Below are 19,119 nucleotides of genomic sequence, written 5' to 3'. Positions count from 1 at the left end.
GCCGGTGGAAGGGCATCCGGCGGCGGTGGCTCCGACACGTTGCGAATCCGGCGATCCTCCGCGTGGGACCCACCGGCTTGTATTGTGGCGAGGGCGTACGAGAGCGGGGAGGCTCGATGGTTATTGAGTCAGCAGGAGCAGTTTGACCGGCTTTGGGAGTTCCGGGCTGTTTGCGACGCTAACCGTAGGCTCGGTCCTCCCTCAGGTTACGACGAGGGGTACGAGACGGATCCGCGAGAGCCTTGTCCGTGTCCTGCGGTGACCCGTTGACGCCAACGTTACCCCCGAGGAAGGAATCTGATCGGCTGGTCGCTTGCGGAACGACACAGGGTCGATGCCATCGAGCGAACAAGAGGGGCTCGTCATGTTGGGGTCAAGTCCGACGGCTTATCAACGGCGGGCGAAATAGTGGCACATATGGCGGGTGAAAATGTGACACCCGGCCGGAGGTGACGAGGCTCAACGGGAGGGGCGATGACGATGCGGTTGGGGCTTCAGGCGGAGCTCTTGAGGCTCCCCAACTGAACCTCGAAGATTCTGCGAAACGCGGGCGATATCCGCACGCTGATCGATTCGGTTCTTGTCAGCGAGAGGGGGGACAAGGCCTCCGGGATTGCCGTAAGTGCCCCATTGGGTTACCATGTTCACATGTACACCGTTGCCGAAACACCGACCTTCTCCCGTCAGGCCGACAAGCTGTTCGACGACGACGAGAGACGTGAACTGATCGACTACATGGCCGAGCATCCATTGACGGGCGACGAGATTCCCGGCACGGGCGGGGTCCGAAAAATGCGATTCGGAGCCTCCGGGCGCGGTAAGCGGGGTGGTGTCCGCGTGATCTATTTCTTCGGAGGCGAGGGAGTGCCGATCTACGCGCTTCTCGCCTACTCCAAGTCCGGTAAGACCGACCTGAACCGCGGCGAGCGGCGAGCGGTGGCCGCCCTCGTAGCCGCCATCAAGCGTCAAGGAAAGCAGAGCAAATGAGCACCTGAACGGATTGCCGAAAGCCTCACGGTGCACCACAAGCCAACAAGCTTCACCACAAGCCAACAAGCTTCAAGGAAAGCAAAAGCACATGAGCACGTTCGGAGAAGACCTGATCCAGTCCTTGAACGAAGCCTTGGACCATGCCAAGGGCGCGGGTCCCGCCGTCGTTCACGCCCCGGTCTCCCCCCGCGAGGTCCGTATGGAAGCGAGGCTGACTCAGACTCAAATGGCGGCCCTGATGGGAATGAGCCTCTCCGGCTACCGGAAGTGGGAGCAAGGGCGGCGACGCGTCAGCGGCCCGGCAGCGGCGCTTCTGCGCATCATCAAGCACGATCCCAACGCCGTGAGACATGCGCTGGTGCCGTCGCCATGAGCGCCGGCGCGCCTGTCGGCCTGCCTTTGGGAGGCGTGAGTTCCCGAGGATAAGCCCAGCGTTCCTTCGCGGCTGGATGATGCGTTGCATACCAGAAGTCGAAGGTAGATGCGTACCGCAAGGGCTTGAATGAGTACGCCGCCGACCTCCGACGGCGACCAAATCAGCCGCTTGGTTTCCCGCCAATCAAGTACGGTTCTCCCGCTGTCGCGGCTCGGTCCAGTAAGATCCAGTAGCACGGCAGGACACGCAGATCGTGCAGCCCTGTAAGTAGTTAGACGATTCCCTGCCGGGATTCTGGCCTCAGGCGATCCGCCGTGGTGTCGTGCTTCATCCCTGGCTCTTCTCGGGTTTGGGTCGAGGTCGTGGGCCGCCGGCGCCGGCGTGGCGCCGTTCGCAGCCGAAGCGGTCGTCAGACCAGCCCGAGGAAGTTCAGGATGAACCCGATCGTGATGGGGATGATCGGCAGCAGCGTGACGCCGACGGCGACGGTCACGCCCGCCCGGAAGAGGAGGGGGCCGGCGGGAAGGAGCCGTCCGCCGAACAGTTTCTGGAGGGCGATCTCGGTCACCGGACCCAGCGTATAGCACACGTTCGCCCACACGGCCCACCAGATCGCCATGCGGACCATGTCAACCGGCTGAAGCGTCGCGACCACCGCCGTGAGCGCCACGCCAAACGTCATCGTCACGAGTCCGGTGGCGCCGACGATGAGGTTGTAGGGGAGTCGGCGCTTCTCCCACCAGCCGATCATCGCCCCGACCCGGCGCTCGGCCGGCTCGGGGTAGAGGAAATCGGCGAGGAAGGTGCCTCCGGGAACGATGCCCCGCTTCAGCTCGGCGGCGGGGGTGGGATCCGTCAGAGTGTCGAGGTTCGTCACGGGGCTCACTTCACGGGGCGAGGTTCCAACTCGATGTGGTCAAGCCGTCATACGGTTTCGCGCGCTCGGGGTTCCGTGAGCCTCGCTCCGGGGGCCACGCGCGACCCCCGGAGCTTGCCGCGGACGGCGCGGTTCAGCGCAGCGAGGCCGTCAGGTCGCGGATGGCGTCGGCGAGCAGCGCCAGGCGTCGGGCATCTCCGGGTGCCGCCGCATTGGCGGCGCGTCGCGCGTCCTCGTCGAGTTCGGCGGCAACCGCGTTCAGTTCATCGAGCGTGGCGCTTCGCTCGGCACCGGACTGGCCCTCGGCCATTTCGAGCAGCGATGCCACGCGCTCTCCCCGCTCGGTGTTGATGCCGCTGCTGCGCTGCATCTGGACCAGATAGGAACGCGCGACTGCGAAGCTGGCGGGCCAATCGAACCGCTCCTGGTTCTGGACGTTGGAGTCGCCGACCATCACCGACATCGCCGCGTCGATCTCCGGCTGGGACAGGTGCTCGCTGGCCGCGAGCTGAAACACGTCCACGCCACGCGCGATTTCCGCGCCGTAGATCGCGCCGTTGTGCCAGTACGCCGACCAGTATCCGCCGCTCAGCATCTCCACGGCGTCGAGGGGGCCACGGTCGAAGTAGGCGATCTCGAACGGATTCTCCGGGTCGGTGAAGTCGAAGATCGAGAGGCCGCCCTGATACCAGCCCTGGACCATGATGTCGCGGCCGGGCACCGGGATCATGGAGCCGTTGTGCGCGACGCAGTTCTCCTGCTCGGTCTGCGGCACGGGCAGCTTGTAGTAGCCCGCCAGCTCCATCTTCCGGTCGCGGATCGTGAAGATCGCGTTGGCGCCCCACGTCTCCGGATCGGAGCCGCGGCACCGGGGCGCGCCGCCGCCGCCCCACTCGTCCGTGAAGACGATCGCGGTGCCGTCGTTGTTGAACGTCGCCGAATGCCAGTAGGCGAAGTTCGGATCGACGACCTGGTCGATGCGGACCGGATTCGCGGGGTCGGAGATGTCCAGCAGGATGCCGTTCCCCGAGCAGGCTCCGGCGGCGAGTCCCAGATCGGAGCGCACCGTGATGTCGTGGCACTGGTTCGTGCGGCGAGACGCCTGCGAGCCTTCGCCGTGGTCGCCTCCCGCCCACAGGCCCGCGATCTCCCCTGTTTCGGGATCCGCGAAGATGCGCGGCATGTTGACGACTTCCGCGTTCTCCGGCGCGTCCACCGGTACCTCGATGATCTCGATCCGGAACAGCGCCGTGTTCTCGTCCTCCTCGACCGGCAGGCCGGAGCAGCCCTCGAGCTCGCTCCCCGACCGCACGCGTCCCGTGCCCGAGACGTAGATGTAGACGCGGGAGTCGTCGCCTGGATCGGTGACGAGCGTGTGCGTGTGGGAGCCGCGGCACGTCTGGACCGTCTTCACCTGGCGCGGATTCCCGATGTCGGAGATGTCGAAGATTCGGATCCCCTGCAGGCGCACGGTACTGACGCTGTCCTGCACTCCTTCCGTGCCGCAATCGAGGCGGGCCGACGTCTGCTGAACCGACATGAAAAGAAGGTTCTCATGCACGCTCACGTCGCCCTGCCCGCCGGGGCACACGACCGCGACGACGAGTTCGGGCTGCGCGGGGTCCGAGGCGTCGAAAACCTGGAAGCCCCAGTAGCTGCCCTGGAAGACGAAGTTGTCCTGGAAGGCGAGGTCCGAGTTCGTCGGGCCGCGTCCACCGGCCTCATCGGTGAGGAACGGATCGGGTTTCGGGAGGCTGATCAGCCGCTCGAGGTTGCCGATCGCCATGCCGGCATCGTGGAGGCCCGGCGCGAGCCCGATGCGCGGATCGTCGGGATCCCATTCCCAGACCGCCTCCGGCGGCGGGGGCGGCGGGTCCTGCGCCGCGAGGGCCTCCGCGCTCGCCAGCCAGGCGAACGCCATGCCCGGCAGCAGCGCCGCCAGGCCGATCCGCCCGGGCACCGTCAAGATCTCTCTGCGTGACATCTTTCTACCTCCCGTGAAACGCCAATGAGTGGTCATGGAATCCTGTTCAACAAATCCTGCATGCGCAGGATCTCCATGTCCTGGTCCGCGTCCACATCCGCCGCGAACCGAAAAATCTCGGTCTCCTGACCTCCGCCCGGACTCCCGAACAACTCGGCCACCATCATCAGGGCGCCCTCGTGATGCTTGATCATCCCCTCGAGGAAGAGCCGGTCGAACTCGGAACCCCGAGCCGCGGCGAGCGCGGCCATCTCCTCGTGCGACAGCATCCCCGGCATGAGTTCGCCGTCGCCGAGTCCGTGCGCATGTCCGGCCCCCACCATCGGAGCCGTCTCGTCCCGCCGCTCGAGCCAGCGCGTCATCCATGCGATCTCGTCTCGCTGGGAGATCTCGATCCGCAGTCCGAGGAGCCGCAGGCCCTCGTGATCCGTCCGCTCCGGAATGAGCGCAGCCATCTCCAGCGCCTGGGCGTGATGCGGGATCATCCCCTGCATGAAGCGGACGTCCGCCGGCGTATGCGTGACGTGATCGAGGGATGCCGCTTCCTCCACGGTCAGGACGCGCGTGGCCTCGCCGGGGGCGCCGGGCTGAACCGTCCGCACCTCCCCCTCGCCCGCGTCGCCGCGGCACGCAACAAGCGCGAGGAGCAGGAGTCCGGTCCCGCGCACGAACTTCACGCTAATTCTCGTCCTGCGTCGCGAGTTCGGCCTTCGCCGCCCGCACCATCTCGCGCACATCGGCCAGCAACTGCTTCGCGTCGTAGACGATGCCGTCCTTGATCGTGTACTTGATGCCGCCGACGCGCTCGGTCTCGCCGGTCTCGTCATTGAGCTTCACCGCGCCGGTTCCGTACAGGACCTTCAGGTTCTGAAGCGGGTTTTCCTCGACGACGACGAAATCGGCCTTGAGCCCCGCCCGGATCATTCCGAAATCGGGCTGGAGTCCCTTGGGATCGTTCAGCTCCTGAGCACCGTGCAGGGTGGCCGAGCGGATCACCTCCACCGGGTGGAACCCGGCCTCGCGCAGCAGCTCGAACTCCCGGATGTAGTCGAAGCCGTACAGCTTGTAGATGAAGCCCGAGTCCGAACCCGTCGTGACCCGGCCGCCACGGTTCTTGTACTCGTTGAGGAACTGCATCCACACCTTGTAGAAGTTCCGCCACGCGACCTCGTCCTCCGTCCCCCAGTAGAACCAGTACGAACCGTGCGCGGCCCGGCTGGGCTGGTAGAAGTCCCACTGGCTGGGCAGCGTGTACTCCTCGTGCCAGTCCGCGTTGCGCGCCGCCATCACGTCCCGGCTCGCCTCGTAGATCGTCATGGTCGGATCGATCCCGAACCCGAGTTCGAGGAAGCGCTCCTGGAGCGCATTCCAGCTATCGGAGCCCGGCCCATCGACCTGATCCCAGAGCCGGGCCACGTTGCCGAAGCGGTGCTGCTCATTCTGGTAGTTGTAGTCGAGCGGCCAGTCCTGGACGCTGTAGTCGGACAGCATCGACTCGAACAGGCCGTAGTAGTGCGTCATCATGTCGAGCCCGATCTCGGCCGCGTCGAGCGCGGTCATCCGCCCCACGCCCATCTGGCCGAGGTGGGCCACGGTGCCGAGCCCGTGCTGGTGCGCCTCGTCGATAAGCGCTTCCATGATCGGCGGGTCGTAGGAACCCAGCTTGAGGCCGTCGATCTTCTGCCCCTCGACCTCCTGCGCCGCGGCCCAGCGCACCCACTCCCGCGCCTTCTCCGGCGAATCCACGGACCCCTGGTCCCAAGCCTCGCCTGGCCGCACGTAGGTGTACATGCGCGGGGCGACGATCTCGTGGCGGGCGGCCTTCGCCTTCTCCCCCAGCGCCCACATCATCGGCCCGTGTCCAACGCCGCGGGAGGTCGTGATCCCGTGTCCCATCCAGAGCTTGTACACGTACTCCGGCTGCGGCGCCTTCGGGAAGCCGCCGGTGTGCGCGTGCATGTCGACGAAGCCGGGCATGAGGTAGTGCCCCGAGAGGTCGATCTCGTGCACGCTCGCATCCGGGTTGTCCTCGATCTCGAGGTCCGGACGGCGGTCCTCGTTGATGTCGAGTCCCGGGTAACCGACGGTACTGACGGAGGCGATGCGGTCGCCCTCGATGACGATGTCGACCGGGCCCTGCGGCGGCGCGCCCGTCCCGTCGATGATCGTGACGCCGCGGAGGATCAGGCGGTCGTAGGGGCCGTCGCCCTCGTCGTCTCCGCGCGGGGTCGTCTCCGGGCGCCCATCCTGCGCGCGCAGTCCCCCGGCGCCGAGGAAGAGGACGGCGGTGGCCATCAGGGCCCCGAGGAAACTCCGTTTCGTGCTCGTCTTCTTGTTCATCGTCTCTCCATGATGGATGCGGCCGGACCGTCAGGTGACGGCCGCGGTCACCGCGGAAATGTTGCTCTGCCGCATCAACTTGATCCTGAATTCGGTGAATTCCCCGGGTTCCGTCTCCACTTCGAGATCGCCCCCGTGGCCGACCACTATATCACGCGAGATCGAGAGCCCGAGCCCGGTCCCCTGGGTGCCGGACTTGGTCGTGAAGAACGGTTCGAAGATCTTCTTGACGATCGAGTCGGGGATCCCCGTGCCGTTGTCTCTAACCGACACGATAACGTGGTCCTCGAAGCCCCTCGTCCTGAGCGCGACGGTGGGCGAATAGTCGGCGCCTTCCTCCTCCCTGCGGGCAGCCGTCGCGTGACAGGCGTTCGTCACGACGTTCAGGAAGACCCGGCTCAGGTCGCGCGCGATGCCGGTGACCTCGCCGGCTTCGTCGTCGAAGTCCCGGTCCAGCGTCACGTTGAAGGAGGCGTCGTTACCGCGCAGGCCGTGGTAGGCGAGTTTCGCGTACTCGTCGACGAGCTGGTTGACGTCGATGGTCTCCGCGTCGCCGGCATCCTCCCGCGAATGCGCGAGCATCCCCTCCACGATCCGGTCGGCGCGGCCGCCGTGTTCCCGGACCTTGGTCACGTTCATGTCGAGATCGTCGAGCACTTCCTCGATGAACTCGCGGTCCATCTCGGCGCTCCCCTCCGCCACCCCCTTCAACTCCTCCTTCAACTCTTCGATCAGTTCCCTGGACAGGGCGGCGAAGTTGTTCACGAAGTTGAGGGGATTGCGGATCTCATGGGCTACCCCCGCCGTGAGAGCGCCGAGCGAGGCCAGCTTCTCCTGGGTGATGACCTGCTGCTGCGTGCGCTGGAGGTCGTCGAGCGTCTCTTCGAGCGCGTCGTTCTTGGCCTGGACCTCCTGAGCGAGCTTCTCGACCAGGTTCAGCCTCTGCACTTCGAGGGCGTGCTTCCGAAAAACCTCCAGCGCGTGCGCCATGTCGGTGACTTCGTCGTTGCCCTCGACCTCCACCTTCGCCTCGAGGTCGCCCTCGGACATGCGCCGGGTGGTCTCGAACAGCCGGTGCAGCCTGACGATCACCGGGCGGCCGAAGTGCTTCCAGGCGAGGTTCGCCGAACCGACCATGAACAGCGTCACGGCGAGGAGGAACCAGAAGCCGAGCGTGACGAGCAAGCTGGATCGATTCGCGGCGTCGCGGGCGGCCACCTGCACGCGATCCACGAGCCCCCCGACGCCCGACACGAGTGCGGCCGTCGTCGCCCGATTGCGCACCACCAGGCTGTCGGCTCGGCCCACCTCTTCGAGTTCACGCCGCCGCGTCGCGAAGATCCCCGTGGCGCCGCCGTAGATGTCCTCCAGAACATCGACCTGGAGCGCAAGCGTGTCCCGCATCGGAGGGCGGATCTCGCCCAGAGCGTCGCGTGTATCGCTCAGGGCCGTCTCGAACCGTTCCCGGTCGGCTAGTAGCTGCTCGCTGTCCGTCTCCGTGAAGGCCTGCTGAATCAGACTCGTGGCCTGACCCTGGGAGGCCCTGAAGCTCAGAAGCCCGGAGTGATGGCCGAATTCGCCGAGCGTCGTGCGCCGCGCCAGCGGGGCCGGCACGTCGTCGAGTTCGCGCAGCCCCGTCTGGATGAAGAAGTACTGGTCATCGATCTCCTCCTCGAGCCGGGCCTGGAGGCGCAGATCGGCCGTCAGTACCTCATCCTGCATCGTGCGGAGCTGCTCCTGGTAGGTCATGCGGTTGTCGACCGACTCGTAGATCTCGCCGAGGCTTGCCTGTAGGTCCTGTGCCAGCGTCTCGACGGCCGCGTCGGACCCTTCCTCGACCTGCTCGATCCATACTTGGAGGCTGTCATCGCCGCGCAGGACGCGGGACTGCACGTCCGCCAGCTCTTCGGGGTCGGCCGCGGCGAGGAGCTCGGGCAGCGCACTCGCGAGCGTCTCGCTGTGCTTGTAGAGCTGGTAGGCGGCGACGAGGGCCGGGATCTGCTCCTCCGTTACTTCGCTCTGTCCCCGCTGGACCACGCTCATCAGGAGGCTCACGAGCAGGAAGGCCCCGATCGTGAGGCTGACGCTGCCCCCCAGCCCGACGACGACCTGGCTGCCGATCCCGAAGCGACCTCCGGACGCCTCCCGGGCCCAGTCGCCGAATCGGCCGGGGATTCGGACCAGTACCCACTCGAATGCCGTGTGGATGCGCTCGTTGACCGTCTTCGCCGGCTTGCCCTCGTCCTCCGCGGGTTCGGCTTCCCCGTTGGCGGACTTGACTCCGCCCTCCAGCGGGTGTTCCTCGTCGTTCACCGGTCGGCCCTCGTCGTTCATCCGGAGAGGCGCGTCACCGGGACGAAGCGTCCTCCTCGAATCACCGTGAGGAAGACGAGATCCGAGCCCTGATTGTCCTCTTCGGCGTATTCCACCACAAAGCCGCCGAGGTCGATGGGTCCCGAATCGTTTAGCGTGCGGAGAAAGGACGCCCGGGTCGGAGGTGTGGCGGCGTCCCCGGCCCGCAGCGCCTCCACGACGAGCCGTCCCGCCAGGTAGCCCTCCAGAGATACGAATCCGGGGGTCGCCCTCCCGTCGACTTCGCGCAGGGCCGCCTGGTAGCGAGCCACGGCCGGGATGTTCGTATCTCCGGGGAAGGGCACGACCTGAGTCACCACCACGCCGTCTCCCGCGCGACCAAGATCGTCGAGGAGCGCGCTGCTCCCCACGAACGAGATGTTCACGAACACCGCGTCGAGGCCGATCTTCCGCGCCCACCTGATGAAGTGGGCTACCGGGGCGTAGGCCCCGATAATGATCACGGCCTGCGGATTACCCTCCCGGATATCGAGGAGGCCTTGCTTCACGGCCAGCGTGTTCCGCATGTACGCGGCCTCGCTGACGAGCTCCATGCGCCGGCTGTCCATTGCGCGGCGAACCCCGTTCAGGCCGGCCTGGCCGTAGCTGTCGTTCTGGTAGAAGACGGCGATCCGGCGGAATCCGAGATCCTCGACGAGCCGGTCCACCATCTCCTTGGTCTCCTGATCGTATGACGCGCGGAGGTTGACGACATGGCGCTGGTCCGGCTGTCTCAGAAGTCCGGCCCCGGTGAAGGCCCCGATATAGGGTACGGCGAATTCCCTCGCGACGGGCTCGGCGGCGTTCGATGTAGGGGTTCCGACCGCGCCGATGAGGCCGAACACGCCCAGCGCAATGAGTTCGCGCGTGTTGACGGCCGCCTGCTCGGGTTCGTAGCCGTCGTCGCGCGCCCGAAGCCGGAGCAGGCGTCCGTGGACCCCTCCCTCGCGATTGGCCTCCTCGAAGGCTGCACGGATGCCGAGGTTCATGTTGCGGCCCAGTTCGCCGGCGGGGCCGTCCAGCGCGGCGGACTGGCCGAAGACGATGGAGTCGGCGTACACGCCCTCGGTCGCGGATCCACCCTGCTGGGCGGAGGCGGAAGGGCCGGGCAGCGTGCCGGCCGCCAGGGCGGCTGCGAGCAGGAACAGCCAGCGGCGCATCAGTCAGGCGCCCCCAGGTACCGCAGTGTCAGGCAGGTGATGTCATCCGATTGGGGCGCTTCCCCGGCGTGCTCCTGTACCGCCCGTATCACGTGGACGTTGATATCCTCCGCGGTATGGCCGGCGCATTGCCGCAGAACCTCGGCCAACTCGGCCTCTCCGAGTTCGACGCCGTCTTCATCCATGGCTTCCGTCACGCCATCCGTGTAGAAGAAGATCGCGTCGCCCGGCTCGAGGGTGACGGACCCTTTCGGAAACTCGAATCCCGACATGATCCCGAGGACGAGACCCGGCTCGGAGACGATCGGCTCGACCTCGCCCGACGCCTTGATGAGGAACGGGAGGTTGTGCCCGGCGTTCGCGAACGTGGCGTGACCGTTCTCGGGATTGAACTTGGTGTAGAACAGAGTCACGAACATCGACTCTTCGTTCTCGTTGATGAGGAGTTGGTTCACCTCCTTCAGGCACAGCGAGGGGTCCGTCTCGCCGATCGCCGTCCCCTTCAGCAGCGTACGGCTCACCATCATGAAGAAAGCGGCCGGCACGCCCTTTCCCGAGACATCGGCCATCACAATCGCCATCTGGCCCTCTTCGAGGCGGAAAAAGTCGTAGAAGTCTCCTCCCACCTCGCGGGCCGGCGTCATCCATGCGTGAAGGTCGTAACGGGGGTCCTCGGGAAAGTTCGTGGGCAGGATCGACTCCTGCATCCGCGCCGCCACCCCGAGTTCCTGACGTAACGCGACCAGTGCATCCCGATCGCGAAGCGCCGCCCGCATCACCTCCAGGTGTTCGAGCGTCTTCTGGATCGTGGTGTCCAGGTCGGTGAAATCGATCGGCTTGGTGACGAAGTCGAACGCGCCGCGGTTCATGGCGGTGCGGATGTTCTTCATGTCCCCGTAGGCCGTGACCATCACCGCGCGCAGGTCCCGTTCGAGTTCGCTCAACTGCCCGAGGAGCGTCAGCCCGTCCATCTCCGGCATGTTGATGTCGGAGAGGACGAGGTCCACATCCTCATGTTCGTCAAGTTTCTGAAGAGCTTCGACCCCGTTTTGGGCGAAGACCAGCGTGAGTTCGCCCGCGCGGACCCGGCGCCGGAATTTCTGCCGGAGCAGCAACTCCAGATCGGGCTCGTCGTCTACTACAAGGATCTTCGGCATCAAGGCCTCGGCTGAGGTGAACCGTGAGTCATGAACTCCTGCACTTGTCTGGAACCGGCTCCAATCGTCATCGTCCCTGTCGATTCACTGGGGGCGGTCCCGGGGCCACGGTGCGGGAATCTCCGCAAACGGGCACCGGGCGCGCAATATCTCAGGCTATGGGAGCACGGGTAGCTTCGGCAGCCAGGGCGCCCGCGAAAACGGGGGCCGTCAGCCAACAGGAGCGGAACGGGAGTGCGGATTGCCGTTAAGCCGGATCCGAGCGAACCACGTCGCGTGGTGGACGCGGTCGAGCGCTTCTGCGTCGAGAACGCGCTCTCGCAGGATGTCATCTTCCGCTTCCAGCTCTCGTTGGACGAGTTGCTGGCGAACATCATCTCGTATGGTTTCGAAGGAGTGACGGAGGATCCGGTCATCACGGTGGACATTCGTCTCGAGGAAGCCGAGATTGAGCTTACGATTCGAGACAACGGCCAACCCTTCAACCCGCTGGAGGACGCTGCGGAGCCGGATTTGACTCTCGCGGCGGAGGATCGTCCCATTGGAGGTCTTGGCATCCACCTTACGAAGTCTTTTATTGACACGCTTGCGTACGAGCGGGTCGATGGATTCAACTGCTTGACCCTGACGCAGCCGCTGGGGGCTGCCGGAAGCGAGGAACCGCCAGAATGAACATTGAGACCAGCTATTCCGGAGACACCGCCGTGGGGGTGGTCAGCGGCCGCGTAGACTCCAGCAACGCCAAGGACTTCGACGGTGAGCTCTCCGGCATCATCGATGGGGGAGCGACCAATCTGGTTCTGGACTGCGGGAGCCTGCGCTACATCAGCAGTGCCGGGCTCCGGGCGCTGCTGATCGCCATCCGGAAGACCAACCAGGCCGGCGGGGGACTCGCCCTCTGCCAGGTACCGGAGAACATCCTCGAGGTGCTGGAAGTCAGCGGGTTCGTCCGGCTGACCAAGGTCTTCGACACGGTCGACGAGGCTCAGGCGAGCTTCAAGTAGGAAAGACCGGCAGGACATGAGGGGGCCGTACCGAATCGCCGGTGCGGCCCCCGCGCCGCCTTGGCCCTTACTCTTGGCCGTCCCCCCGCGCCATCGCCGGCGGCTTCGCGGCCCGTCCGGACCCGATCAGAAGAAAGCGAACGCCTGGACCTTCCAGGAGAAGTCCGACCGGCCTCCTGAGCTGTAGAAGTCCACGTTGGTGGAGATTCCGTTCCGGCCCACGAAGTAGAACATCACGCCGGGCGTGATCACCGTCCCCGTCACCTTCTCCGGATCCTCCGCGCCCGAATCGACCCAGCTCACCCGAAGCATGGGTTCGATCCCGGCGATCCGGGACTCGGGTGCCATCGGCAGATACCAGAAGGCCATCATCTGGAAAGCGGAGAACTTCGCGTCATCGTTCAGCTTCCAGTTACGACCCTGGAGGACGTTGGCGATGAGGTGGGGGCCGCCCAGCCATGTGCCGAGTTCGACTTCCGCTCCGACCGCCGGAACACCCATCGTCTCCCCCTGGCTGTCGAGCGTCTCGTCCAGGGCGAAATAGGCCGACACCCGCGTGTCGCCTCCCGTCGGGAAGAGCGAGAGCTGGCCCGAGGCCGACTTTCCGGTGTTCACGTCCTTGTTCCCGATCCCCTCCCCGTTGGTGAGCGTGAAGCGGTAGCCGAAGCGCTCGCTCACGCGCCCCTGCGCGAGGATGCCCGGCTCGTAGTTGTCCAGGCCCAGCGCGCCCGTGAGACGGCCGAACGTGCATACGCTGCCGACGCCGGGGCAGTGATCCACGCCTGTGACCCTGGCGTCCCGTTCGATGATCGGGAGCCAGGAGTTCGGCACGAGCCAGAAATACGACATCCCCTTCTTGAACTGCCCCAGCTGGACCTCGAGCGCCTCGCTGGGTGTGAATTCAAGGTACGCCTCCAGCACCGATGCTCCGTCGATGTTGAACTGGGCCCGGGCTCCGACGAGATCGTTCAGCTGCCCGTCGATCGTCACCCATGCGCGGCGGACGAAGAAGGAGGAAGGCGTCTCGTCGACGCTCGAGGCCTCGTACTGAGCCTGAACCCTGGCGCCGACGGTGACGGTGGAGCCGCCACGCGCCCGGATTTCCTGCGCAAGGAGGGGGTGAACCGCGAACAGCGTAAGTCCCAGCCCGAGTCCGGCGGCTACTCCGCTGGAGCGTTTCCACATAGTGATCTGCCCTCTCGTCGAAGATTCCGGTGCAGTCCGGTCACACCCGAAGATAATCGGCTCCGGCCGTTCGGCTACTGGCCACCGGGCCCATTGCGCGATGCGGAGTAGGGACGCAACCTAAGCCGGGGGTCGCGGAAGGCCACGATCGGGCTGGAAACCTGTTGAGGAAGGAGCCGCTGTGAGCACCCATCGAATACGCTGGTTCCGCCGGTTAACGGCGGGAAGGAATCTCGCCTCCATCGCGCTGCTTTCCGGCGCGAGTCTCCTACTCGCACCAGCGGCGCTTGCCGCGCAGGACGGCATTGGAGATCTCGGCTTCGTCCTCAACACGTACTCGTTCCTCGTCTGGGGCGTGCTGGTGATGTGGATGTGTGCCGGGTTCACGATGCTCGAGGCCGGTTCGGTGCGGTCGAAGAGCGCTTCGATGATCTGCATGAAGAACATCGGACTCTACGCGATCGCCGGCCTCACCTACTACGTCATCGGCTACAATCTCATGTACGTGGATGTCGGCGATCTGATCGGGAGGATCGGCTTCCTCTACGGTCCGTCGGCCGACGAAGTGGCCCTCCTCGGCGGGAACGAAGGGGCAGCCGCCGCCGTGACGGAGAACGGCTACGCCGTCATGTCCGACTGGTTCTTCCAGATGGTCTTCGTCGCCACGACCGCCTCGATCGTTTCCGGGGCGCTGGCCGAGCGCGTCAAGCTGTGGACCTTCTTCGTCTTCGTCGCCGGGCTCACTGCGATCATCTACCCCATCGTCGGCGCGTGGACGTGGGGCGGCGGCTGGCTCGCCCAGCTGGGCTTCACGGACTTCGCCGGCTCGACGATCGTGCACTCGACAGGCGGCTGGGCCGCGCTCGCCGGCGCGCTCGTCGTGGGTCCGCGCTGGGGCAAGTTCAAAAGGGATGGCTCCGTCAAGCTGACCCCTCCGTCGAACATCCCCGCCGTCACGCTGGGCGTGTTCATCCTCTGGATGGGATGGTTCGGCTTCAACGGCGGCTCCGAACTCGCCCTCTCGGGCGTCGCCAACGCGGTTGCGATGAGCAACATCCTCGTGAACACGAACCTCGCTGCCGCGGCCGGTGTTATCACGGCGCTCTGCCTCTCCAGGCCTTTGCTCGGCCGGGTCGACCTCTTCGCCACGCTCAACGGGGCAATCTCCGGCATGGTGGCAATCACGGCGGGACCGAACATCACGAACTCGCTGTGGGCGATCCTGATCGGCGCCGTCGGCTCCTTCCTGTGCATGATCGGACTGAAGGTGCTGGAGGTCAGGCGGATCGACGACGTGGTCGGCGCGGTGCCGGCGCACCTCTTCGCCGGAGTGTGGGGCACTCTGGCCACCTGCATCGCGGCCGGCGGCGATTTCTGGGTGCAGCTGGCCGGCGTCGCGGCCGTCGGCGCATTCGCCTTTTCCACTTCATGGATCCTCTGGATGGTACTGGACAGGGCGATGGGTGTACGCGTGTCGCGAAGCGTCGAGAGCATCGGCCAGGATGCGGCGGAACTCGGGCTCGATGCCTATCCCGAATTCGTCCTCATGGTGGATCCGGACGACGACAACGACTTCCGCGACGCGGACTGAGCGTCCCTCGACGAGTACCGTTCAATGTCGACGGTGAAGTTTGTCGATCACGGCTATGCCGACCCGGACCCCGCCATCTCGGCGGGGTCCGGGCCTTTCCGCCACTACGAGCTGGATTCGACGTTTCACGATGAGTTGTTTCACGAGGACGGTACGCCCCGGGCGCGGGCGCGCCGCCTCGCGGCCGCCATCTCCCAAATCCCCCCCGAGGATCTGGAGCGACTCCAGGACGGCGTGTACCGCCGGTTCGTCCATGAGGGGATCACGTTCACGGTGCTCGGCGTCGAAGACGTCTCCGAGCAGATCATCCCCATCGACTGCGTGCCGCGCCTCATTACCGCCGAGGAGTGGGATCACATCGAGCGCGGGCTGAAGCAGCGTCTCACCGCCCTCAACCTCTTCCTGCACGACGTCTACCACGACGGGAAGTCGCTACGGGATGGCGTCGTCCCCGTCGACCTCGTGCTCGGCTGCCCCCAGTACCGTCTCGAGATGCAGGGGATGAAGGTGCCGCACGATGTCTACGTAGCCGTGTGCGGGACGGACATCGTGCGCGCGGGCGATACGTTCGCGGTACTGGAGGACAATCTCCGCGTGCCGTCGGGCGTTTCCTACATGCTTGCCTGCCGCACGGCGATGAAGTGGGCCTTCCCCTACCTGTACCGGGCATACGGCGTCCGAGAAGTGGCGGACTACCCGGAGCGCCTCTACTCGACGCTGGCGTCGCTCGCGACGAGGGCGGACACGCCCCGCATGGCGGTGCTGACCCCTGGCCGGTACAACTCCGCCTACTATGAGCACGCGTTTCTCGCCGGGGAGATGGGGATCGACCTGGTCGAGGGACGGGATCTCATCGTACACGACGCGACGCTGTACGCGCGCACGGCCGCGGGTCTGCGGCGGATCGACGTCCTCTACCGGCGGATCGACGACGATTTTCTGGACCCGGTCGCCTTCCGGGAAGACTCCGTGCTCGGGGCCGCCGGCCTCTTCCACGCCTACCGCGCCGGCAACCTGGTGCTCGCCAACGCGCCGGGCACGGGCGTGGCCGACGACAAGGGGCTGTACGCGTACGTCCCGCGCATCATCCGTTATTTCCTGGACGAAGACCCGATTCTGGCCAACGTGGAGACGCACCTCTGCCGGGAGCCGGACGGTCTCTCCTACACGCTGGACAACCTCGAGAGTCTCGTCGTAAAGGAGGTCGGCGGGTCGGGCGGTTACGGGATGCTCGTGGGTCCGCACGCGACGAAGGCCGAACGAAAGGAGTTCGGGGAACACCTGCGGAATGACCCGGCGAACTATATCTCGCAGCCGGCGCTGCCCCTTTCCCGAGCGGGCTGCTTCGTGGACGGACGCCTCGAGCCCCGCCATGTGGACCTGCGTCCCTTCGTGCTCCAGGGGAAAGACAGGCAGCACGTCGTGCCCGGGGGGCTTTGCCGCGTTGCGCTGCGCAAGGGGAGCCTGGTCGTGAACTCCAGCCAGGGCGGAGGCTGCAAGGACCTCTGGATCCTGCGTGAGTAGCGGCCGGGAGAGAGGCGACGGACGATGCTAGCCCGGATGGCGGCGAACTTCTACTGGCTGGGCCGCTACGCGGAGCGGACCGAGAACACGGCCCGCCTGCTCGAGTATCAGTTGGCACGGCTCGTGGATACGGACGCCGACGAAATCGCCCTCGGATGGCACGTCGTGTACCGGGCGCTGAGCCAGTCCCCGCCCGAGGCGCCGGCCGATGTGGACGAGGCCGAAGCTTTCCTCATCGCGGATGCCTACACGTTGACGGGCGGTCTCGTCGAGGACACGACGAATCCGGCGTCGATGATCTCGTGCTGGGGGATGGCGAGGGAGAACGCGAGGGAGATCCGTCCCCGGCTGCCCCTGCGCGTGTGGGTGTGCCTGAACCAGGGATACCTCTGGCTTCAGGAGACGGAGTTCGCCGACGTGTGGGGTGAGGGACCGGTGGCTCTCGTGAGCCAGGCCATCGACCGCCTCCGTCTGCTGGCGGGCGTCGTGGACGCCAACATGGCGCGGGACGATGCGTGGCGCTTCCTTGAACTGGGCCGGTACGTCGAGCGTCTGCAGCAGCAGATCGTACTGCTCGATGTGTGGGACCGGATCGCCCGGCCGGAGGGCGATGGCCTCGTCCTCTCCTGGGCCGATCTCCTGCGCGTGTGCGGTGCTTTCGAACCCTACCGCCGGGACCGGTCGCTCACGCTGCACCGTGGCCCCGTGCTCGGCTTTCTGATACGAAACCCGGAGGTCGCCCGTTCCCTGCGCTACGCGACCGATCGCATCGAGTCCGTGCTGGGGGGGATCGATCCCGCGGGCGGACGCCCTCCGCTCGCGCCGCCCCATCGCATGGTGCTTCGCATGGCGGCGACCATCGAACTCGAAATGGGCGAAGCCGACGCCGCGTCCCCTGTTGCGCCCGGGGAGGTCTTCGACTCTCTGACACGCGACAGCCGGGCCCTGCACGACCTTGTCCAGGCCAGGTACGTCGATTACCCGGTGGCCGTGGGGCTCCCGGCATGATCGCGCGCTACACGATCGAGCACGCGATCGAGTTCGTGTACAGTGCGCCGGTTCAGGCGTCCGTGATGACGCTCTTTCTGCACCCGGCGCAGGACCGCACTCAGGTCGTGCGCGGGTTCGAGATCGAGACTGATCCGTCCGGGGCCGTGTTCGAGTTCGAGGGACCCTTCCACAACCGCGGGCACTTCTTCGATCGGCCCGGGACACATCGCCGCCTCTCGATTGTCGGGCGTTCGACCGTCGAGGTGGGGCCGATACCGGAGTCGCCCATCGAGGTCGGAAAAGATGGCTGGGCCCGGCTCGGCGACGAGGCGGGCACTCCCGACCTCGGCCTCATGCTGCAGCCGAGCCGTTTCGTCCGTGCTTCGCCGGTCCTCGCCGACTTCATCAGTAGCTGCGGTCTCGAGCGCGGGGACGATCCGCTTGCGACCGCCGTTGCCCTGCGGAGTCGGCTGCACGAGCTGTTTGACTATATTCCAGGTACGACCGCCGTCGATTCGCCGATCGAGCGCATCCTTGAAAGCCGGGAGGGTGTGTGCCAGGACTACGCCCACGTGATGGCTTCGATCCTCCGGGGCTGGGGGATCCCGACCCGTTACGTATCCGGCTACCTTGGTCCCGATCTTGAGCGCGAAGGTGACGTTACGACCGGCGAAAGCCACGCGTGGGTCGAGAGCTGGCTCCCCGGGGTGGGGTGGATCGGCTTCGATCCGACCAACGACACACAGTGTGACGTGCGTCACATAAGGGTCGCGGTGGGCCGCGATTATGCCGACGTTCCGCCCACGCGCGGCGTCTTCCGGGGTTCGGCGGAGTCCATGCTCCGTACCCGGGTCACCATCGAGAGAGGAGAAGAATCGTGTCCGTAATCCGCACTGATTCGAATCGGTTCCGGGGCCCTGGCCTCGCCGTCGCGGCCCTCTTCGTCTTCGCCGCCCCCGTGTGGGGCCAGTCCGCCTCCATCGGGGCCGACGTCGTCAGCCGCTACGTCTGGCGCGGCGTCGACTTCGGGGAATCCATGGCGGTGCAACCGGCGCTCACCTTCGCGGCGGGAGGGCTCGAGTTCGGCGCATGGGGTTCGTATTCCATCTCCGCGTCGGGCGCCTCCGCGAACGAGAACGATCTCTGGGCGACCTACACGGTGACGGCCTCATCCGGCCTCTCCGTCGCGGTCGGCATCACCGACTACTACTTCCCCTCGCCCGACGCCGACGCCGGATTCGGGGACGGCGAGGCGCACACGGTGGAGATGTCGCTCGGCTTCACGGGTCCGGAGACTTTTCCGATCTCCCTTTTCGGCGGCCTGCTCACCGAGAGCAGCGTGCTGTACGCGGAGGTGGGCGTGCCCTTCGAGGTCTCGGGAGTGGGTGTCGGGCTGCACATGGGGTTCGTGGGCGGCGAGAGCGACTTCTACGGCACCGAGGAGGCTGCTCTCGTCAACGTGGGCATCACGGCGAGCAAGGACCTCGCGATCACGGAGACCTTCGCTGTGCCGGTGAGCGTCGCCTACATCCTGAATCCCGACCAGGAGCGCGCGCACCTCGTGTTCGGCTTCAGTCTCGCGCCCTGAG

The 19,119-nt window shown here is 66.0% G+C and carries 17 protein-coding genes; 9 read left to right on the top strand and 8 right to left on the bottom strand.

The features are described from left to right. Window positions 1-648 precede the first annotated feature (648 nt). Together ACOOGH_RS10935 and ACOOGH_RS10930 are read left to right on the top strand one after the other, a co-directional pair. Window positions 649-987, top strand: coding sequence for an addiction module toxin RelE (locus ACOOGH_RS10935; RefSeq protein ID WP_420448947.1), 339 nt, complete (start codon window positions 649-651; stop codon window positions 985-987). 91 nt (window positions 988-1,078) lie between these two features. After that, entirely contained in the window at window positions 1,079-1,363 is a 285-nt protein-coding gene (locus ACOOGH_RS10930) for a helix-turn-helix domain-containing protein (protein WP_420448946.1), read from the top strand. A gap of 412 nt (window positions 1,364-1,775) precedes the next feature. On the opposite strand, the gene ACOOGH_RS10925 is transcribed toward ACOOGH_RS10930, so the two are convergent. The 7 genes from ACOOGH_RS10925 to ACOOGH_RS10895 form a co-directional block, all read right to left on the bottom strand. Further along, window positions 1,776-2,243 carry a hypothetical protein gene (locus tag ACOOGH_RS10925; RefSeq protein WP_420448945.1) on the bottom strand — a complete coding sequence of 156 codons (468 nt, stop codon included), beginning with the start codon at window positions 2,241-2,243 and terminating at the stop codon, window positions 1,776-1,778. Window positions 2,244-2,376: 133 nt separating this feature from the next. After that, window positions 2,377-4,227: an LVIVD repeat-containing protein gene (locus tag ACOOGH_RS10920; protein ID WP_420448944.1), complete on the bottom strand. Its 1,851-nt coding sequence runs from the start codon at window positions 4,225-4,227 to the stop codon at window positions 2,377-2,379. Window positions 4,228-4,259: 32 nt separating this feature from the next. After that, on the bottom strand, window positions 4,260-4,904 hold the full coding sequence (locus ACOOGH_RS10915; protein WP_420448943.1) for a DUF305 domain-containing protein: 645 nt from the start codon (window positions 4,902-4,904) through the stop codon (window positions 4,260-4,262). Between the two features lies 1 nt (window position 4,905). Then, window positions 4,906-6,567, bottom strand: coding sequence for an amidohydrolase family protein (locus ACOOGH_RS10910; protein WP_420448942.1), 1,662 nt, complete (start codon window positions 6,565-6,567; stop codon window positions 4,906-4,908). A gap of 30 nt (window positions 6,568-6,597) precedes the next feature. Next, window positions 6,598-8,880 (bottom strand): ATP-binding protein, encoded by a 2,283-nt coding sequence (locus ACOOGH_RS10905; RefSeq protein ID WP_420448941.1) that lies wholly within the window; start codon window positions 8,878-8,880, stop codon window positions 6,598-6,600. A gap of 17 nt (window positions 8,881-8,897) precedes the next feature. Then, window positions 8,898-10,079 carry an ABC transporter substrate-binding protein gene (locus ACOOGH_RS10900; protein WP_420448940.1) on the bottom strand — a complete coding sequence of 394 codons (1,182 nt, stop codon included), beginning with the start codon at window positions 10,077-10,079 and terminating at the stop codon, window positions 8,898-8,900. Then, window positions 10,079-11,236 carry a PP2C family protein-serine/threonine phosphatase gene (locus ACOOGH_RS10895; protein ID WP_420448939.1) on the bottom strand — a complete coding sequence of 386 codons (1,158 nt, stop codon included), beginning with the start codon at window positions 11,234-11,236 and terminating at the stop codon, window positions 10,079-10,081. The genes ACOOGH_RS10900 and ACOOGH_RS10895 overlap by 1 nt, the downstream gene beginning before the upstream one ends. A 234-nt stretch (window positions 11,237-11,470) precedes the next feature. Between ACOOGH_RS10895 and ACOOGH_RS10890 the strand changes: the two genes are divergently transcribed. Next, window positions 11,471-11,908, top strand: a complete 438-nt coding sequence (locus ACOOGH_RS10890; RefSeq protein WP_420448938.1) for an ATP-binding protein — start codon at window positions 11,471-11,473, stop codon at window positions 11,906-11,908. Continuing rightward, window positions 11,905-12,240 carry an STAS domain-containing protein gene (locus ACOOGH_RS10885; RefSeq protein ID WP_420448937.1) on the top strand — a complete coding sequence of 112 codons (336 nt, stop codon included), beginning with the start codon at window positions 11,905-11,907 and terminating at the stop codon, window positions 12,238-12,240. The genes ACOOGH_RS10890 and ACOOGH_RS10885 overlap by 4 nt, the downstream gene beginning before the upstream one ends. A gap of 126 nt (window positions 12,241-12,366) precedes the next feature. Here ACOOGH_RS10885 and ACOOGH_RS10880 read toward each other — a convergent pair whose 3' ends face one another. Then, on the bottom strand, window positions 12,367-13,425 hold the full coding sequence (locus ACOOGH_RS10880) for a porin (protein WP_420448936.1): 1,059 nt from the start codon (window positions 13,423-13,425) through the stop codon (window positions 12,367-12,369). Window positions 13,426-13,606: 181 nt separating this feature from the next. On the opposite strand from ACOOGH_RS10880, the gene ACOOGH_RS10875 reads away from it, so the two are divergent. The 5 genes from ACOOGH_RS10875 to ACOOGH_RS10855 are packed head-to-tail and all read left to right on the top strand — an operon-like array spanning window position 13,607 to window position 19,118. Beyond that, window positions 13,607-15,016: an ammonium transporter gene (locus ACOOGH_RS10875; RefSeq protein WP_420448935.1), complete on the top strand. Its 1,410-nt coding sequence runs from the start codon at window positions 13,607-13,609 to the stop codon at window positions 15,014-15,016. Between the two features lie 24 nt (window positions 15,017-15,040). Then, on the top strand, window positions 15,041-16,540 hold the full coding sequence (locus ACOOGH_RS10870; RefSeq protein WP_420448934.1) for a circularly permuted type 2 ATP-grasp protein: 1,500 nt from the start codon (window positions 15,041-15,043) through the stop codon (window positions 16,538-16,540). A gap of 24 nt (window positions 16,541-16,564) precedes the next feature. Then, window positions 16,565-17,548, top strand: a complete 984-nt coding sequence (locus tag ACOOGH_RS10865; RefSeq protein WP_420448933.1) for an alpha-E domain-containing protein — start codon at window positions 16,565-16,567, stop codon at window positions 17,546-17,548. Beyond that, entirely contained in the window at window positions 17,545-18,417 is an 873-nt protein-coding gene (locus ACOOGH_RS10860) for a transglutaminase family protein (RefSeq protein ID WP_420448932.1), read from the top strand. The genes ACOOGH_RS10865 and ACOOGH_RS10860 overlap by 4 nt, the downstream gene beginning before the upstream one ends. Next, window positions 18,408-19,118 (top strand): TorF family putative porin, encoded by a 711-nt coding sequence (locus ACOOGH_RS10855; RefSeq protein WP_420448931.1) that lies wholly within the window; start codon window positions 18,408-18,410, stop codon window positions 19,116-19,118. Before ACOOGH_RS10860 ends, ACOOGH_RS10855 begins: the two co-directional genes overlap by 10 nt. Window position 19,119: the final 1 nt, after the last annotated feature.

The sequence above is a fragment of the Candidatus Palauibacter sp. genome (assembly GCF_965213655.1).
Lineage (GTDB): Bacteria > Gemmatimonadota > Gemmatimonadetes > Palauibacterales > Palauibacteraceae > Palauibacter.
Note: the sequence above shows the minus strand (reverse complement) of the source record. Positions and strands in the feature narration are given on the sequence as shown.